This window comes from Nonomuraea sp. ZG12, from assembly GCF_052068115.1.
Lineage (GTDB): Bacteria > Actinomycetota > Actinomycetes > Streptosporangiales > Streptosporangiaceae > Nonomuraea.
This window is the reverse complement of sequence record NZ_JBQHCW010000004.1, coordinates 254,654-269,190: the sequence shown is the minus strand read 5'-3', so window position 1 is coordinate 269,190 and position 14,537 is coordinate 254,654. Positions and strand designations below refer to the sequence as shown.

General features: G+C 73.1%; 11 protein-coding genes. 7 read left to right on the top strand and 4 right to left on the bottom strand.

Features of this window, described 5'->3' with window-relative positions; translation table 11 throughout:
• Nucleotides 1-7: 7 nt before the first annotated feature.
• Complete coding sequence (locus ACTMTF_RS15690; RefSeq protein WP_441111288.1) at nucleotides 8-1,684, bottom strand: serine/threonine protein kinase; 1,677 nt, start codon at nucleotides 1,682-1,684, stop codon at nucleotides 8-10.
• Entirely contained in the window at nucleotides 1,684-3,561 is a 1,878-nt protein-coding gene (locus tag ACTMTF_RS15685; RefSeq protein ID WP_441111287.1) for a serine/threonine-protein kinase, read from the bottom strand. Before ACTMTF_RS15685 ends, ACTMTF_RS15690 begins: the two co-directional genes overlap by 1 nt.
• Before the next feature lie 151 nt (nucleotides 3,562-3,712).
• Between ACTMTF_RS15685 and ACTMTF_RS15680 the strand changes: the two genes are divergently transcribed.
• Nucleotides 3,713-5,230: an LCP family protein gene (locus tag ACTMTF_RS15680; protein ID WP_441111286.1), complete on the top strand. Its 1,518-nt coding sequence runs from the start codon at nucleotides 3,713-3,715 to the stop codon at nucleotides 5,228-5,230.
• 1 nt (nucleotide 5,231) lies between these two features.
• Here the strand turns inward: ACTMTF_RS15680 and ACTMTF_RS15675 are convergent, their stop codons facing one another.
• Nucleotides 5,232-5,960 (bottom strand): SDR family NAD(P)-dependent oxidoreductase, encoded by a 729-nt coding sequence (locus ACTMTF_RS15675; protein WP_441111285.1) that lies wholly within the window; start codon nucleotides 5,958-5,960, stop codon nucleotides 5,232-5,234.
• A 66-nt stretch (nucleotides 5,961-6,026) separates the two neighbouring features.
• On the opposite strand from ACTMTF_RS15675, the gene ACTMTF_RS15670 reads away from it, so the two are divergent.
• From ACTMTF_RS15670 to ACTMTF_RS15645, 6 genes are all read left to right on the top strand, one after another.
• On the top strand, nucleotides 6,027-6,599 hold the full coding sequence (locus tag ACTMTF_RS15670) for a TetR/AcrR family transcriptional regulator (protein WP_441111284.1): 573 nt from the start codon (nucleotides 6,027-6,029) through the stop codon (nucleotides 6,597-6,599).
• A 225-nt stretch (nucleotides 6,600-6,824) separates the two neighbouring features.
• Entirely contained in the window at nucleotides 6,825-8,027 is a 1,203-nt protein-coding gene (locus ACTMTF_RS15665; RefSeq protein ID WP_441111283.1) for a hypothetical protein, read from the top strand.
• A gap of 80 nt (nucleotides 8,028-8,107) precedes the next feature.
• On the top strand, nucleotides 8,108-9,100 hold the full coding sequence (locus tag ACTMTF_RS15660; RefSeq protein WP_397002636.1) for a LacI family DNA-binding transcriptional regulator: 993 nt from the start codon (nucleotides 8,108-8,110) through the stop codon (nucleotides 9,098-9,100).
• 24 nt (nucleotides 9,101-9,124) lie between these two features.
• On the top strand, nucleotides 9,125-9,898 hold the full coding sequence (locus ACTMTF_RS15655) for a sugar phosphate isomerase/epimerase family protein (RefSeq protein WP_441111282.1): 774 nt from the start codon (nucleotides 9,125-9,127) through the stop codon (nucleotides 9,896-9,898).
• Nucleotides 9,899-9,907: 9 nt separating this feature from the next.
• Nucleotides 9,908-10,852 carry an alkaline phosphatase family protein gene (locus tag ACTMTF_RS15650; RefSeq protein ID WP_441111281.1) on the top strand — a complete coding sequence of 315 codons (945 nt, stop codon included), beginning with the start codon at nucleotides 9,908-9,910 and terminating at the stop codon, nucleotides 10,850-10,852.
• A gap of 86 nt (nucleotides 10,853-10,938) precedes the next feature.
• Nucleotides 10,939-13,659 (top strand): PEP/pyruvate-binding domain-containing protein, encoded by a 2,721-nt coding sequence (locus ACTMTF_RS15645; RefSeq protein WP_441111280.1) that lies wholly within the window; start codon nucleotides 10,939-10,941, stop codon nucleotides 13,657-13,659.
• Here ACTMTF_RS15645 and ACTMTF_RS15640 read toward each other — a convergent pair.
• Complete coding sequence (locus ACTMTF_RS15640) at nucleotides 13,629-14,498, bottom strand: sugar phosphate isomerase/epimerase family protein (RefSeq protein WP_441111279.1); 870 nt, start codon at nucleotides 14,496-14,498, stop codon at nucleotides 13,629-13,631. The two genes, ACTMTF_RS15645 and ACTMTF_RS15640, sit on opposite strands and share 31 nt — an antisense overlap.
• Between the last annotated feature and the right edge of the window lie 39 nt (nucleotides 14,499-14,537).

The window sequence follows — 14,537 nt, the reverse complement described above, 5'->3', positions numbered from 1 at the left end:
TGGAGCCCTAGCTTTCCTCGTCTTCGTACGGGTAGCCCCAGCCCTTGCCCGGTTCGCAGATCTTCATGGTGATGCTCTTCTGACTGCTCGTGGGGGTGACGACCTGGAAGACCACCCGGTGCGTGCCCCCCGACTGGTCCCAGGCGATGCTGGGGAGCAGGGGCTTCGACGATGGACCGCCCGCCTGGCGGCCCTGGTTCCGGCCGTTGAGCAGCCAGCGGTAGCTGTAGGGGCCGGTGGCCGTGACCTTGGCGTACAGGTTGGCGTCGGAGCGCCAGCAGTCGCCCACCCGGATGCCCTCGACGGAGAAGGCCACGGAGGTCACTCCTCCCCCTGCGGTAGCGGTGGGTTCTGTGGTCCGGGGACGTGTGGCGGTGGGCTGGGCGGTCTTGGGGCCGGCGGTCGTGGGGCGGGAGCTCGGTGGGGTGCTGGTCGCGGTCCTGGTGGGGCGCGGGGTTCGGCGCTTGGGTCGGGTGGACCGCTTCGGGGCGGTGGCGGTCGGGGACGCCGTGGTGGTGGTCGCGGACGACGGGCTGGTGTCCAGGGTCACCGTGGTGGGCCGCCCGGAGGTCACGGGCAGCCACACCCACACGGCGACCACCGCACCCGTGACGACAAGCGCCGTCCCACCCGCGAGCAAGGCCAGACCGCCCCTGTTACGCGAGGCCACGGGGGTGGGCCTGGACCCATGAGGGTGAGTTGTACCGGGCGGGCGTCCGTACCCATCGGGTTGGGCCGGGTGGGGGCCGTACCCGTGGGATTGGGCTGCGCCCGGGTGGGGGTTGTACCCGCTGGGGTGGGTTGCGCTGGGTGTGGGGCCGTACCCACCTGGGTGGGTTCCGTCGGGTGGGGGTCCGTACCCGCCGGGGTGGGCTGTGCTGGGTGTGGGGCCGTACTCATGGGGGTGGGTTGGGCCGGGGGTGGTGGGCCGGCCGCTGATGAGCTGGAAGAGGACGTCCTGCATGGCGGGGCGGGCGGCGGGGTTCTTGGCCAGGCAGGCGTACAGGATCGAGCGCAGCGGCTCCGGCACCTCGCCGAGCCGTGGCTCGTCGTACTGGATCCTCGTGATCACCGCCGGCAGTGAGTCGTTGCCGAACGGCGGCGCGCCGGAAGCCGCGTAGACCATGACACAGGCCCAGGCGAACACGTCGGTCGGCGGCCCGACCGGCTGCCCGGCGAGCTGCTCCGGGGCCATGTACGCGGGCGTCCCGATGACGCTGCTGGTGGCGGTGAGCGCGGCGTCCATGGCGCGGGCGATGCCGAAGTCGATGACGCGCGGTCCGTCCCGTCCCAGCAGGACGTTGGCGGGTTTGAAGTCGCGGTGCACGACGCCCGCCCGGTGGATGGCGGCGAGCGCGGTGGCGGTGGCGACGGCCAGTCGCTGCAGGTCGGCGCCCGCGTGCCGGCCGGCCTGCTGCAGGGACGGCCCCTCGACGTACTCGGTCACGATGTACGGCCGGCCGCCCAGCGAGGCGTCCAGCACCTGGGCGACGCAGAACGGCTCCACCCGGCGGGCGGCCGCGACCTCCTTGGCGAAGCGCCCGTCGCCGGTGGCCCCCTCCCGCAGCGCCTTGACGGCGACCAGGGTGCCGTCGGGGGCGGCACCCAGGTAGACGACCCCCTGGCCGCCCTCGCCGAGCTGTCTGATCAGCCGGTACGGGCCGATGGCGGACGGCATCGTCATCAGTGGTCCACGGAGCAGACGTCGACCGAGACGCTCTTGTTCGCGCTGCTGGGCGAGGTGATCCGGAGGCTGACGGTGTGGCCGCCGGCGTCCAGCATGTACTGCTTGGCGGTGACGAACGCGGTGTAGTCGTCCCTAGGCACCCACGACCGGCCGCTCTCCACGCTCCGGCCGTCGACCTGCCAGGCGTACGAGATCCACACGCCCTGGCGGCTGGACTCCACGTACGTCTGGAAGTGCACCGGCGGCATGAGACAGCCGTCGGCGTCGGCCTGTCCGGGGCCGCCGCTCAGCTTGATCTGCAGAATGCTGACCCTGGCCGTGACCGGCTTCCTGGTCGGCTCGGGCGTCGCGCTCGGCGACGCCGCCTTCGTGCGCCGCGGCGAGGGCGAGGGCGAGGGTTCGGCCGTGCGGGTGGGCCGGGCGGCGGGCTTGTCCGTGGTCGTGCGCCGGGGAGCGGCCGTGGGCGATTTCCTGGCGCGGGTGGAGCCGGTGGGCGAGGGAGTGGGCGTGGTCGGCGCGGCGGTGGGCGTGGAAGGGCTGGTGGAGGGCGCCGCCAGCGTCTCCTGTCCTGACGGCCCCGGCCAGGGCACGACCCAGGCGACACCGCCGATCACGGCGGCGACCGCCACCCCAGCCGCCACCGCGACGCCGACCCCCTTCCGCCCCCGCGACGAAGAACGCCCCACCCCTTTCGCGCCGTACGGCGGGTAGGGGCCATCAGCGCCGCCCATCGGCCCGTACGGGGAATAGGGACCGTTCGGCCCGTGCGAAGGGTTGGGACCGTTCGGCCCGTGGGGACGGTAAGGGCCGTTCGGCCCGTGCGGAGGGTGAGGGCCGTTCGGCGGGCCTGACCTCGGGGGTCGCCGGTCGTACGGATCGCCGCCCATCGGCGGGTGCCGGGTGTCCCAGCCCTCCGGGACGTGCTGGACGCCCGCACCCATCGGGCCGCCTCCGCCCCTCGGACCTCCGCCCATCGCGGCGGGCCTGCCGCCCGCCCCCGTCGGGTATTCGCCGCTCATTGCGGCGGGCCGGCCCGCGCCCGTCGGGTATTCGCCGTTCGGTGGGGTGGGCGGGCTGCCGGGGGTCTGTGGTTGCCGGCCGCCCAGCAGGCGTAGCAGGACGTCGCGCATGGCCGGGCGGGCTCGGGGGTCCTTGGCGAGGCAGTCGTACACGAGGGAGCGCAGCGGGTGGGCGAGGTCGCCGAGCTGGGGTTCGTTGTGCAGGACGCGGTTGATGACCGCCGGGAGCGTGTCCTGGCCGAACGGCGGCCCGCCCGTGGCCGCCCAGACGATCACCGACGCCCAGGCGAACACGTCGGCGGGGGGCCCGACCGGCTGCCCGGCCAGCTGCTCCGGCGCCATGTACGCGGGCGTGCCGACGATGCCGGTGCTGACCGTGGCCGCCGCGCCGGCCGCGCGGGCGATGCCGAAGTCGATGACGCGAGGACCGCCGGGGCCGAGCAGCACGTTGGCGGGTTTGAAGTCGCGGTGCACGACGCCCGCCTCGTGGATGGCGGCGAGCGCGGTGGCGGTGGCGACGGCCAGCCGCTGCAGGTCGGCGCCCGCGTGCCGGCCGGCCTGCTGCAGGGACGGCCCTTCGACGTACTCGGTCACGATGTACGCGGGCCGCCCCGGCGAGGCGTCCAGCACCTGGGCGATGCAGAAGGGCGCCACCTGCCCGGCGGCGGCGATCTCCTTGGCCAGCCTGTCGTCGAACCCGGCGCTGTCATGCAGCACCTTGACGGCGACCCGCCTGCCATCAGGCGTTTCGCCGAGGAACACGGTTCCCTGACCGCCGGAGCCGAGCCGACCGAGCAGCCGGTACGCGCCTACCGTTCCCGGATCGTCCTCCCGTAGCGGTTCGACATGCGCCATGAGGGCTGTGACTCCTGAGAAGGGTGCGATGGATCTACGTACCCTAGCCACTTACGGGATCAATCGGGATCAAGTCCCATGCACTGCCATTTCATGAGGGGCCGATTTCTGAGTATGCTGCCCGACCTGATCATTGTGTGAAGGGCAACGCGTGGGCGGGTACCGGGATATCGACGTTCAGGACTCTCGTACCGCTCCGGCGATCGAGCGGGGCCATCGTTCGAGCAGGCACCGGCCACCTTCGGGGCGGCTGACGCCGCTCGGCTGGGTCAGCGTGGTCGTGACCGTCGTGCTCGTGGTGGTCAGCCTGTCCGGCTACGGCTATTACCGCAGTCTGGACAGCCTCATCAAACGCAAGCCGATCGATGCGGGCGAGGACCGCCCGCGCGAGACCGGCGCGCTCAACGTGCTGCTCATCGGATCGGACTCCCGCGAGGGCGACAACAAGAAGTACGGCGCGCTGTCGCAGGGGCTGGGTGAGCGCACCGACACGATCATGTTGCTGCACATCTCCCCGAACCGGGACAAGGCGACCATGATCAGCTTCCCTCGCGACTCCATGGTCCTGATTCCCGCCTGCGACCTGCCGAACGGCACGGTCAAGCCCGCCGGGCTGGGCCAGATCAACTCCGCCTTCAACGACGGCGGCGAGTCCTGCACGATCAAGACGCTGGAAGCGCTCACCGACATCCACATCAACCACTTCGTGAAGGTCGACTTCACCGGCTTCAAGGGCATCATCGACGCGATCGGTGGCATCGAGATCTGCCTGCCCAAGGCCGTCAACGACCCCAAGGCGAAGTTCGTGCTGGGCCCCGGCAAGCACGTCGTGAAGGGCGAGCAGGCGCTCGGCTACGTGCGCACCCGCTACGCCCTCGGTGACGGCAGCGACCTCAGCCGCATCCAGCGCCAGCAGGTCTTCCTCACCAAGGTGCTGGAGAAGGTCACCGACGGCGGCCTGCTCACCGACCCGGCCAAGCTCGACGCGTTCCTGCGGGCCGGCGCCGGCGCGGTGACCGTCGACACCGGGCTCTCACTCTCCCGGCAGCTGGAGATCGCCAACAGTGTGAGCGGGCTGACCGCCAAGGAGCTCAAGGGCATCACCGTCCCCACCGAGCCCTACCCGGCCGACAAGAACCGGGTGCAGTTCAGCGAGCCCGCGGCGAGCGAGTTCTTCACCCGGGTGCGCGACGACGTCGAGGTCACCGTCGCCGCGAGCCCGGGGACGCCCACCGTGAAGAAGGTCAAGAACGAGCAGGTGCGCGTCCAGGTGCTGAACGCCACCGGCGAGGCGGGCAAGGCCACCACGGTGGCCGACGAGCTGGCGGCTCAGGGGTTCGTGGTGACCCACGTCGGCAACGCCGCTCCGGCGTCCACCACCTCGATCCGCTACGCCAAGAAGGACGCCGAGAACGGTCCCACCTACGGCGAGACCGTGGCCGCCAGGCTGTCGAAGGACAAGCGCACCCCGGTGGTGGGCAAGGTCAAACCGTTGACCACCGACACCTACAAGGGCAAGCCCGCGGACAAGCCCGCCGGCCCGCAGCTGACCGGCCCGGTGATCCAGCTCGTCATCGGCGCGGACTGGCCCGGCGTCCGGGTGCTGTCCACGATCCCGGACTCGCTCAAGGACAAGGTCGTCGACACCACCACCAACCCCTGCCTGTGACTCAGGCGGTTACCCCCGCGTCCACCGCGATGCACGCGCCGGTGACGGCACGCCCGCCCTCGCCCGCGAGATGCGCCACGGTCGCGGCGATGTCGTCGGGTGAGCAGTAGCGGCCCAGCGCGGTGAACCGGCGCTCCTCGTCCGCCTCCGGGCCGTCGGCCGGGTTCATCTCGGTGTCGGTCGAGCCCGGGTGCACCAGGTTGGCGGTGATGCCACGCGGTCCGAGGTCGCGGGCCAGGCCCTTGGTCAGGCCGATCAGCGCCGACTTGCTCATCGCGTAGAGGGTCCAGCCGGGGTAGGGCACCCGCTCGGCCAGGCTGCTGCCGATCGTGATGATCCTGCCGCCCGCCGTCAGGTGCCGCGCCGCCGCCTGCGCCAGCACGAACGCCGCGCGCGCGTGTACGGCCAGCGTGCGGTCGACCTCGTCGAGCGTCACCTCCTCCAGCGGGCCGTACGGGGCGATGCCCGCGTTGCTCACCACGACGTCCAGCCCGCCCAGTGCGGCGACCGTGCGCTCGACCGCGCCGACCACCTCGGCGGCGTCCGCCACCTGGGCCCGCACGCTCAGCGCGCGGCGTCCCGCCGCCTCGATCTCCTTCACCACCGTGGCGGCCCGGTCGGCCGCGACGGCATAGGTGATCGCCACGTCGAACCCGTCCGCCGCCAGGCGCCGCGCGACGGCCGCGCCGATGCCCCTGCTGCCACCGGTCACCAGTGCGATTCTGGCCATGGGTCCTCCTCAAAGCGGAATCAGTTCCGCTTCACACCATAAGCGGAACCGATTCCGTATGCAAGGATGGAGGCCGTGAGACGCGAGCGCAGCGACGCCGGCCGCAACCGGGCGAAGATCCTCGCCGCGGCCGCCGGCATCGTGGCCGCCCAGGGCGTGCAGGGGCTGTCGATGGCCGAGGTGGCCGCAGCCGCCGGGGTGGGGGTCGGCACGCTCTACCGCCGCTTCGGCGACCGGTCCGGGCTGGCCTACGCGCTCATCGACGAGCGCGAGCGCGCGTTCCAGTCGGCGTTCATCGAAGGGCCGCCGCCGCTGGGGCCGGGGGCCGAGCCAGGGGCCCGGGTCCGCGCGTTCCTGCACGCGCTCACCGATCGGACCGTGGCGCAGCTCGACCTGCTGCTGATGGCCGAGACCAGCGGCACGTTCGCCCGCTTCGGGGGCGCCTACGACGCCTACCACGCCCATCTGGCCATGCTCCTCGGGCGGCTGCGGCCGGAGCTGGACGCCGCCTGCGTGGCGGACGCGCTCCTGGCGCCGCTGGCCGCGCCGCTGCTGGCCTACCGGATGCGCGAGTGCGGCGTGGGGGTCGAGCGGATCAAGTCCGCGCTCGACGGCCTGCTCGACGGACTGCTCGCCTGACGGCCGATCGGCTGCCATACCCCCTCGAATTGGGGCTCAAACGACTCTTGGGGCCAATGTGACAGAGAGTAACTTTAGCGAAACATGTGAAATATCCGGACAAGATGGGGTCGATTCTGTTAGGAAAGGTAGCGGTCCGTATCCGTACTAGAGAGGTACAGCGTGGCTCGCGACGAGAACGACAGGTCATATGAGGATGGACAGGGGAGGTCGTCGAACCCCGACTTGACCGGCGACGTGCTGTCCCCGCGCTGGAGCACCGACGACACGGACGAGCAGCCGGCCATCCAGGTCTCGGGCAACGAGACCTACATCCTGCCGCCGGCCCAGGGTGTGTCGGCCGACGGTGAGCCGTACCTCACCACGGGCGAGCCCATCTACCTGGACAGCCAGGGCGGCTACATCAAGGATGAGACGGGCAGCGCCTATCTCGTGGACGGGCAGGCCGACGCCCTCTACACGGGCGACGCGCCCAGCGGCGCCCATTACTCGGCCGACGCCGCCGGCGGCGCGCTCTACACGACCGCCGCCGCCAGTGACGCCCTCTACGCGGGCGACTCCCCGAGCGGCGCCCACTACCTTGGCGACTCCCCGAGCGGTGCGCACTACGTGGGTGACTCGCCCAGCGGTGCCCACTACGTGGGTGACTCCCCGAGTGGTGCGCACTACACGGGCGACGCGCCGAGCGGTCCCCTGTACACGGGTGACTCCCCGAGCGGCGCGCACCGCCTCGACGAGGGCGGCGAAGTCGCCTACCTCCCGCTCGACAAGAGCTACGAGAGCTCGTACGGGGACGACGACGACCGCCCCAAGCGCGGCTTCCTCGGCTCCGGCTGGACCGAGAACCCCGACGACGGGCACGGCAGGAGCGACCAGGAGGTGCGTCGCCGTACCAGGCTCCTGCTGGTGGCGGCGGCGGCCGTGGTGCTGCTCGGCGGCGGCGCGGGCTGGATGCTCACCAGCACCTCCTCCGACGACCCGTGCGCCGGTGGCCGCTGCGCCACCGTCGGTGAGCTGAAGCCGCCCGCCGCGACGCCCAACGACGAGATGGACGTCCCCATCGAGGAGGCCGAGGACACGGCCACGTCCGAGCCGACGGCCTCCGCGACCCAGCCCGCCACCAAGGCGCCGGCCAGGGTGCGGCCCACACGGACCGCCACCCAGACGCGGGAGCCCGCCACCACCAGGTCGCCGAGGGCGACGGCCAAGCCGACCAGCAGGGCCACCCGGGCGCCCGAGAACGACGCGCCGCTCCAGGACTTCACGCCCGAGACCACCAAGCCGCAGCCCAAGGACCGCAAGACCGAGAGCTCGCTCGAGAACAAGCCCGCGGATCAGCCGACCATGGCGCCGTCCACCCCGGACCTCGCGCCGCAGCCGCAGGAAACGTCGAAGGGACTGCTCGACATCCTGTTCCCCTGGGCCTGAGACAGGTAAGCCCGAGACATGTAAGGATGCGGACCCAGGTGCCATCTGGCACACTGGGAAACCGCTTTCCGGGAGGTCTCGTGGTCACGCTGGAAGACGTCGCCAGACAGGCAGGCGTCTCGCTCGCGACCGCCTCGCGGGTGCTGAACGGCAGCACCCGCCAGGTGGGGTCGGCGTTGCGGGCGCGCGTCGAGCGGGCCGCCGACGAGCTCGGCTACCGGCCCAACAGCGCCGCCCAGACGCTGGCGCGCGGGGCGAGCAACGTCATCGGCATCGTCGTCCACGACCTGACCGACCCCTACTTCGCCGCGCTGGCCGACGGCGCGATCGGGGCCGCCGCCGGTGAGGGCCTGCTCGTGATGGTCGGCACCACCCACCGCGACCCCGAGCAGGAGATCGCCTACGTGGCGACGCTGCACGCCCAGCGGGTGCGTGCCGTGCTCCTGGCCGGCTCCCGGGTCACCGACCAGGCGGTCACCGCGCGCCTGGCCGCCGAGCTGGCCAAATACCAGGCCGGAGGCGGGCGGGTGGCCTGCGTGGGCCAGGACCTGCTCGATGTCGACACCGTGGCGCCCGCCAACTACGAGGGCGCCGCCGCGCTGGCCCGCTCGCTGGCCGGTCTCGGCCACACCCGCTTCGCCGTGCTGGCCGGGCCGCCGCACCTGATGACGGCGGCCGACCGGTGCGCCGGGTTCGTCTCGGCGGTCAAGGAGCTCGGGCTGCCGGAGCCGCTGGTGATCCCGGGGCCGTTCGACCGCGACGGCGGCTACGCGGCGGCGCGGCGGACCGGCGAGGCGACCTGCGTGTTCGCGGTCAACGACGTCATGGCCGTGGGCGCGCTCGCCGCGTACCGCGAGCAGGGGATCCGGGTGCCGCAGGACGTGTCCGTGGCCGGTTTCGACGACATCGCCACCCTGCGCGACCTGGTGCCCGCTCTGACGACCGTACGGCTGCCGCTCAAGGACATGGGCGCGCGCGCCCTGGAGCTGGCGCTGTCGGCGGGGGAGTCCGTGACGGTGGAGCAGGTGGCTGGCCAGGTGGTGCTCCGTGAGAGCGTGGCGGACCTGCGGTGATGTCGACATGAGGGGGAGAGCCTGATGAGGCTGGCGGTCAGCACGCTCGGGATGCCCGGCGCGGGGCTCGACGAGGCGATCGAGGCGGCGGCCCGGCACGGGTGCCAGGGGCTTGAGCTGCGGCTGCATCCCGACACCGGGGTGCACGCCGGCCTCGACCGCGACCAGCGCCTGTCGGTGCGGCGCAGGGTCGAGCGGGCGGGGCTGGAGATCTCGGCGCTGGCCGGCTACGTCGGCGTGTGCCGGCCGGGGGAGGACGAGCCCGTCGTCGAGGCGCTGCTCGCCGACCTCGCGCTCGCCGCCGACCTGGGCGCGCCCGGCGTGCGGGTGTTCCCGCGCGGCGGCGATCCGGCCGTCGGAGCTGCCCGCCTCAAGGCGGTCTCCGGTACGGCGGCCGAACTCGGCGTGCGTGTGCTGGTGGAGACGCACGACGAGATGGCCACCGGTGCGGCCCTGGCAGAGCTGCTCGCCCAGGCGGGCACGCCGGAGACGGCCGGTGCGATGTGGGACCTGCTGCACCCGTGGCGGCACGGCGAGGCCCCCGCCGACACGCTCGCCGCCCTGGCCCCCTACCTGGCTTACGTCCAGGTCAAGGACGCCGTCTCGGCCGAGGACACGACGCCGGTGCCGATGTGGTCCGGCTTGGTGCCGCTGGACGAGGCGGGAGACTTGCTGCGCGCCGCCGGTTACGACGGATGGGTGTCGCTGGAGTGGGAGCGCACCTGGTATCCCCAGGTCGCGCCGGTCGAGGAGATTCTGCCGGGGGCCGCCGAATGGGTGCGGCGCTTCGGCGCTTAGATGAGGGGCATGTCCTCCCCTCTCAACCGCCCTCTCCACAGCAAGGTGCTCGTCGTCGGCATGGACGGCCTGCGCTTCGATCGCCTCCTCGCCCTCCGGCCGCCCGTCCTGACCGCGCTGCTGTCCACCGGTGTGCACGGCACCGCCCGTCTTCCTTACGGCGAGTCCGGCGCCCCGCGTACCGAGTCGCCCGGTGAGGTCGTCCCCGAGCTCGCCGAGACGCCCGCGGACCCGGCCGGAGCGCGGGTGATCCGGGCGCGGACCGATTCGGGGCCGGGATGGTCGTCGATCGCGACCGGGGTGTGGCCGGACAAGCACGGGGTGGTGGACAACGGCTTCGCCGGTGCCCAGTTCACGAAATACCCGGACTTCTTGAGTCGGGCCAAGGCGGCGCGGCCCGAGCTGACCACCTCGGCGCTGTTCTCCTGGGCGGCGCTGGACGAGCACGGCGCGTTCGGTGCGGACATCGACACCAGGGTCGTGCTCGACGGGTTCGCCCTGACCTTCGCCGCCGCCGACCGGCGGATCGCCGCCGAGGCCGAGCGCCATCTCGCCGGCTCCGGCTCCGACCTGGTGTTCGTCTACCTGGGCGACACCGACGAGGTCGCCCACGACCTGGGCCCGCTCTGCCCCGAGTACGCCGAGGCCCTGCTCGTCCAGGACACCTTCCTGGGCCGTTTCCTCGACGCCGTGCGCGCCCGCCCCTCCTATGGCGACGAGCGCTGGACCGTGCTGGTCACCACCGACCACGGCCACGTCGACGAGGGCGGCCACGGCGGGACGTCGGAGCAGGAGCGCACGGTCTTCGTGATCGCCAACCGGCTGGGCGCCGACCTGGGCGGCGGGTCGCTGGGTGAGGCGAGGCTGGTGGACGTGGCCCCGACCGCGCTGGCGGAGCTGGGCATCGCGGTGGACCCCGCCTGGGACCTGGACGGAGTGCCGCTGGCCTTCTGAGAGGATCGACATATCATCAAGTGTTGAATTTTTCCGCCGGAAGCGTGAGACTCATGGACAAGAGGTGGACGCCGGGAGGACACGCGATGAAGACGGCCCTGGACTTCTCCCGCATCGACGGCGGGATGCTCGACGAGGTGGGCGGCAAGGCCGCCAATCTCGGCGAGCTCACCCGTGCCGGCCTGCCGGTGCCGCCGGGCTGGGTGCTGACCACCGGGGCCTACCAGGAGGCCGCCGAGGCGGCGGGCCTGGAGGCGATCATCGCGGCGGGCGGCCGGGGACTGGCGCCGGCGGCCAGGGCCCGGCTGCTGGAGACCCCGGTGCCGGCGGCCGTGGAGCGGGCCGTGCGGGAGGCGTACGGACGACTCGGCGACGAGACGGCGGTGGCCGTCCGATCCTCGGCCACCGCCGAGGACCTGCCCTTCGCGAGCTTCGCCGGACAGCAGGACACCTACCTCAACGTGGTGGGACCGCAGGCCGTGCTGGACGCCGTGCGCCGCTGCTGGGCCTCCCTGTGGACCGACCGCGCCGTCGCCTACCGCGAGTCCAACGGCATCGACCACGCCCGTGTGCGGCTCGCCGTCGTCGTGCAGGTCCTGGTGGACGCGCGGGTGGCCGGGGTGATGTTCACCGCCAACCCCGTGACGGGCAGGCGACGCGAGACGGTCATCGACGCCGCTCCCGGCCTGGGCGAGGCCGTGGTGTCCGGCGCGGTCAACCCGGACCGGTTCGTGGTCGACACGGACCGTGGCGAGATCCTGCACCGGCAGCAGGGCGACAAGCGGCTGGCGATCCGCGCGCTGCCCGGCGGCGGCACCGAGCGCGTCGACACCGAGCAGGTCGACGCTGGGCCCGACGGGTTCTGCCTGGACGACGCGCGGGTGCGCGAGCTGGCCGCGCTCGGCGCCCGCGTCGAGGAGCACTACGGCGCCCCGCAGGACACCGAGTGGGCGCTCGACGCGGACGGGAAGCTGTGGCTCACCCAGTCCAGGCCGATCACCACGCTCTACCCCCTGCCGGAGCCGCGCGGGCAGGACCTCCGGCTGTACTTCTCGCTCAACGTGGTCCAGGGCGTCATGGGGCCGCTCACCCCCATGGGGATCGCCGCGCTCAAGCTGGTGGCCGGCGGCGCGGCGAGCCTGTTCGCCGCGTCGCCCGGGGACCTCGCCGGCCGGCGTGACGGGCCGGGTGTGCTGGCGGTGTCGGGCGAGCGGCTGTGGATCGACCTCACCACCGCCGTGCGCAGCCGTCCGGGCCGGTTCATCCTGCCGAAGGTGCTCTCAGCCGGGGAGGCTCGCTCCGGCGCCGTGCTGGAGAGCCTCGCCGACGACCCCAGGCTGTCGGTGATCCACGCCTCGCGCCTCCCCCTCGCCCGCGCCGCCTTCCGCTTCGCCCGGCGGGTGCACGCCCCCACCCGAGCGCGGCAGGCGCTGACCAGCCCCGAACGGGCGCTCGCCTTCACCAGGCGGATCGGCGAGGAGGTCGACCGGCGGCTGCGTGTGCCCGACACGGCCACCCCCGCCGAACGGCTGGCCCACGCCGAGCGCGTGCTCGCCGGCACCTTCCCGCTGATGATCTCCATCATGCCGATCGTGATCACCGGCTACGGGCTGTTCGGGCTGGCGGCCAGGCTGTCCGGCGTGCCGCTGGGCGAGATGCAGGACGTGCTGCGCAGCGTCCCGCACAACCCGACCACCGAGATGGACCTGGAGCTGTGGGCGCTGTCCACCCGCATCGAGCCCGAGCCGTTCCGGCGGGAGCCGGTGAGCGAGCTGGTCCGCCGCTACCGGGCGGGCGAGCTGCCGCCGAAGGCCCAGCGCGAGATCGCCGCCTTCCTGCGCGAGTACGGCCACCGCGGCGTCGCCGAGATCGACGTGGGCGTGCCGCGCTGGTCGGAGGACCCGGCGCACATCCTCGGCGTGCTGGCCAACTACCTGCGCATGGACGGCGGCGCCGACCTCGCCCCCGAGGCGCTGTTCGCCAGGGGCGCGGCCGAGGCCGAGGCCACGACGGCCCGGCTGGTGACCGCCGCCCGCCGCCGTGGGCGGGTGCGGGCCGCGGTGGTCCGCTTCGGGCTGCGCCGCACCAGGCAGGTCGTGGGGCTGCGCGAGCTGCCCAAGTTCTACCTGGTGAAGGTCCTGGCGGGGGTACGGCGCAGCCTGCTCGTCGTCGGCGACCACCTGGTGACCACCGGCGTGCTCGACACGGCGGCGGACGTGTTCTTCCTGACCCCGGCGGAGATCGAGTCCGCACTGACCGGCGGCGACCTGCCCGAGCCGGCGGCCGGGGGTGACCTGCGCGGGCCGGTGGCCGGGTCAGCGTCGGCGGGGGGTGATCTGCGCGGGCTGGTGGCCGGGCGGCGGGCGGTTCACGAGCGGGAGGCGCGCCGCAGGCACGTGCCGAGGGTGCTGCTGTCCGACGGCACCGAGCCCGAGGCGCTGGCGACCGCCGCGGCGGACGGCGCCCTGATCGGCACCGCCGCCTCGGCCGGCACGGTGACCGGCACCGCGCGGGTGGTGCTCGACCCGGTAGGCGCCCACCTGGAGCCGGGCGAGATCCTCATCTGCCCGTCCACCGACCCCGGCTGGACGCCGCTGTTCCTCACGGCCGGCGGCCTGGTGATGGAGATGGGCGGCTCCATGTCGCACGGCGCGGTGGTGGCGCGGGAGTACGGCATCCCCGCCGTGGTCGGCGTCCCCGACGCCACCCACCGCATCACCAACGGCATGCGGGTCACCGTGAACGGCGCGGCGGGGACCGTGACGATCGCCGAGCCTCAGGAGGCGGCCGTCACCACGCTCGCGTAGCGCTCCTTCATCGTCGCCACCACCTCGTCGGGGTCGGCCGCCCAGATGTCGGCGTTGAAGATCTCCACCTCCACGTCGCCGGTGTAGCCGGCCTCGGCCACCGCCCTGGTGATCGGCGGGAAGTCGATCACCCCGTCGCCCATCATGCCGCGCCCGAGCAGCACGTCCGCCGGCAGCGGGTGCAGGTAGTCGCACACCTGGTAGGAGGCGATCCGGTCGCCCGCCCTGGCGATCTGCTCCGGCAGGGCCGGATCCCACCACACGTGGAAGGTGTCCACCACCACGCCCACCTGCTCACGCGGGTGGGCCAGGGCCAGCTCCAGCGCCTGGCCCAGCGTGGACAGCACGGCCCGGTCGGGGCAGTAGATCGGGTGCAGCGGCTCCAGCGCCAGCTTGACGCCCCGCTCCCCGGCGTACGGCGCGAGCACGCCCAGCGCGTCGGCCACCTGCCGCCTGGCGCCCGCCAGGTCGCGGGAGAAGCCGCCGGGCAGCGGCTCGCCCGGCTTGACCCCCGGCAGGCCGCCCACCACCATTACCAGGCAGGCGGCTCCCAGCTCGGCGGCCTCGTCCACGGCCCGCTTGTTGTCGTCGAGCGCGTCGGCGAACGCGCGCCGCCCTTCCTCGCCCGGCAGCCCGCCCGCGGTGAGGAAGCCGCCCCGGCACAGGGACGACACCCGCAGCCCGGCGTCACGCACCAGCTTGGCGCTGCGTGCGAGCCCGTGCTCGGCCACCTCCTCCCGCCACAGGCCGATCGCCTCCAGGCCATGCCTGACGCACCCGGCCACCGCCTCGGGCACCGACCACCGCTGGGTCGTCCGCTGGTTCAGCGAGAGGCTCACCGCAGCTCCTCCGTCGATCCGATGGTTTCCACGCCGGAC

Excerpts from the sequence above, each read along its gene's own strand:
- ACTMTF_RS15645 (WP_441111280.1), top strand. The coding sequence starts at position 10,939 with ATGAAGACGGCCCTGGACTTCTCCCGCATCGACGGCGGGATGCTCGAC.
- ACTMTF_RS15685 (WP_441111287.1), bottom strand. The coding sequence starts at position 3,561 with ATGGCGCATGTCGAACCGCTACGGGAGGACGATCCGGGAACGGTAGGC.
- ACTMTF_RS15690 (WP_441111288.1), bottom strand. The coding sequence starts at position 1,684 with ATGACGATGCCGTCCGCCATCGGCCCGTACCGGCTGATCAGACAGCTC.
- ACTMTF_RS15670 (WP_441111284.1), top strand. The coding sequence starts at position 6,027 with ATGGAGGCCGTGAGACGCGAGCGCAGCGACGCCGGCCGCAACCGGGCG.
- ACTMTF_RS15655 (WP_441111282.1), top strand. The coding sequence starts at position 9,125 with ATGAGGCTGGCGGTCAGCACGCTCGGGATGCCCGGCGCGGGGCTCGAC.
- ACTMTF_RS15650 (WP_441111281.1), top strand. The coding sequence starts at position 9,908 with ATGTCCTCCCCTCTCAACCGCCCTCTCCACAGCAAGGTGCTCGTCGTC.
- ACTMTF_RS15675 (WP_441111285.1), bottom strand. The coding sequence starts at position 5,960 with ATGGCCAGAATCGCACTGGTGACCGGTGGCAGCAGGGGCATCGGCGCG.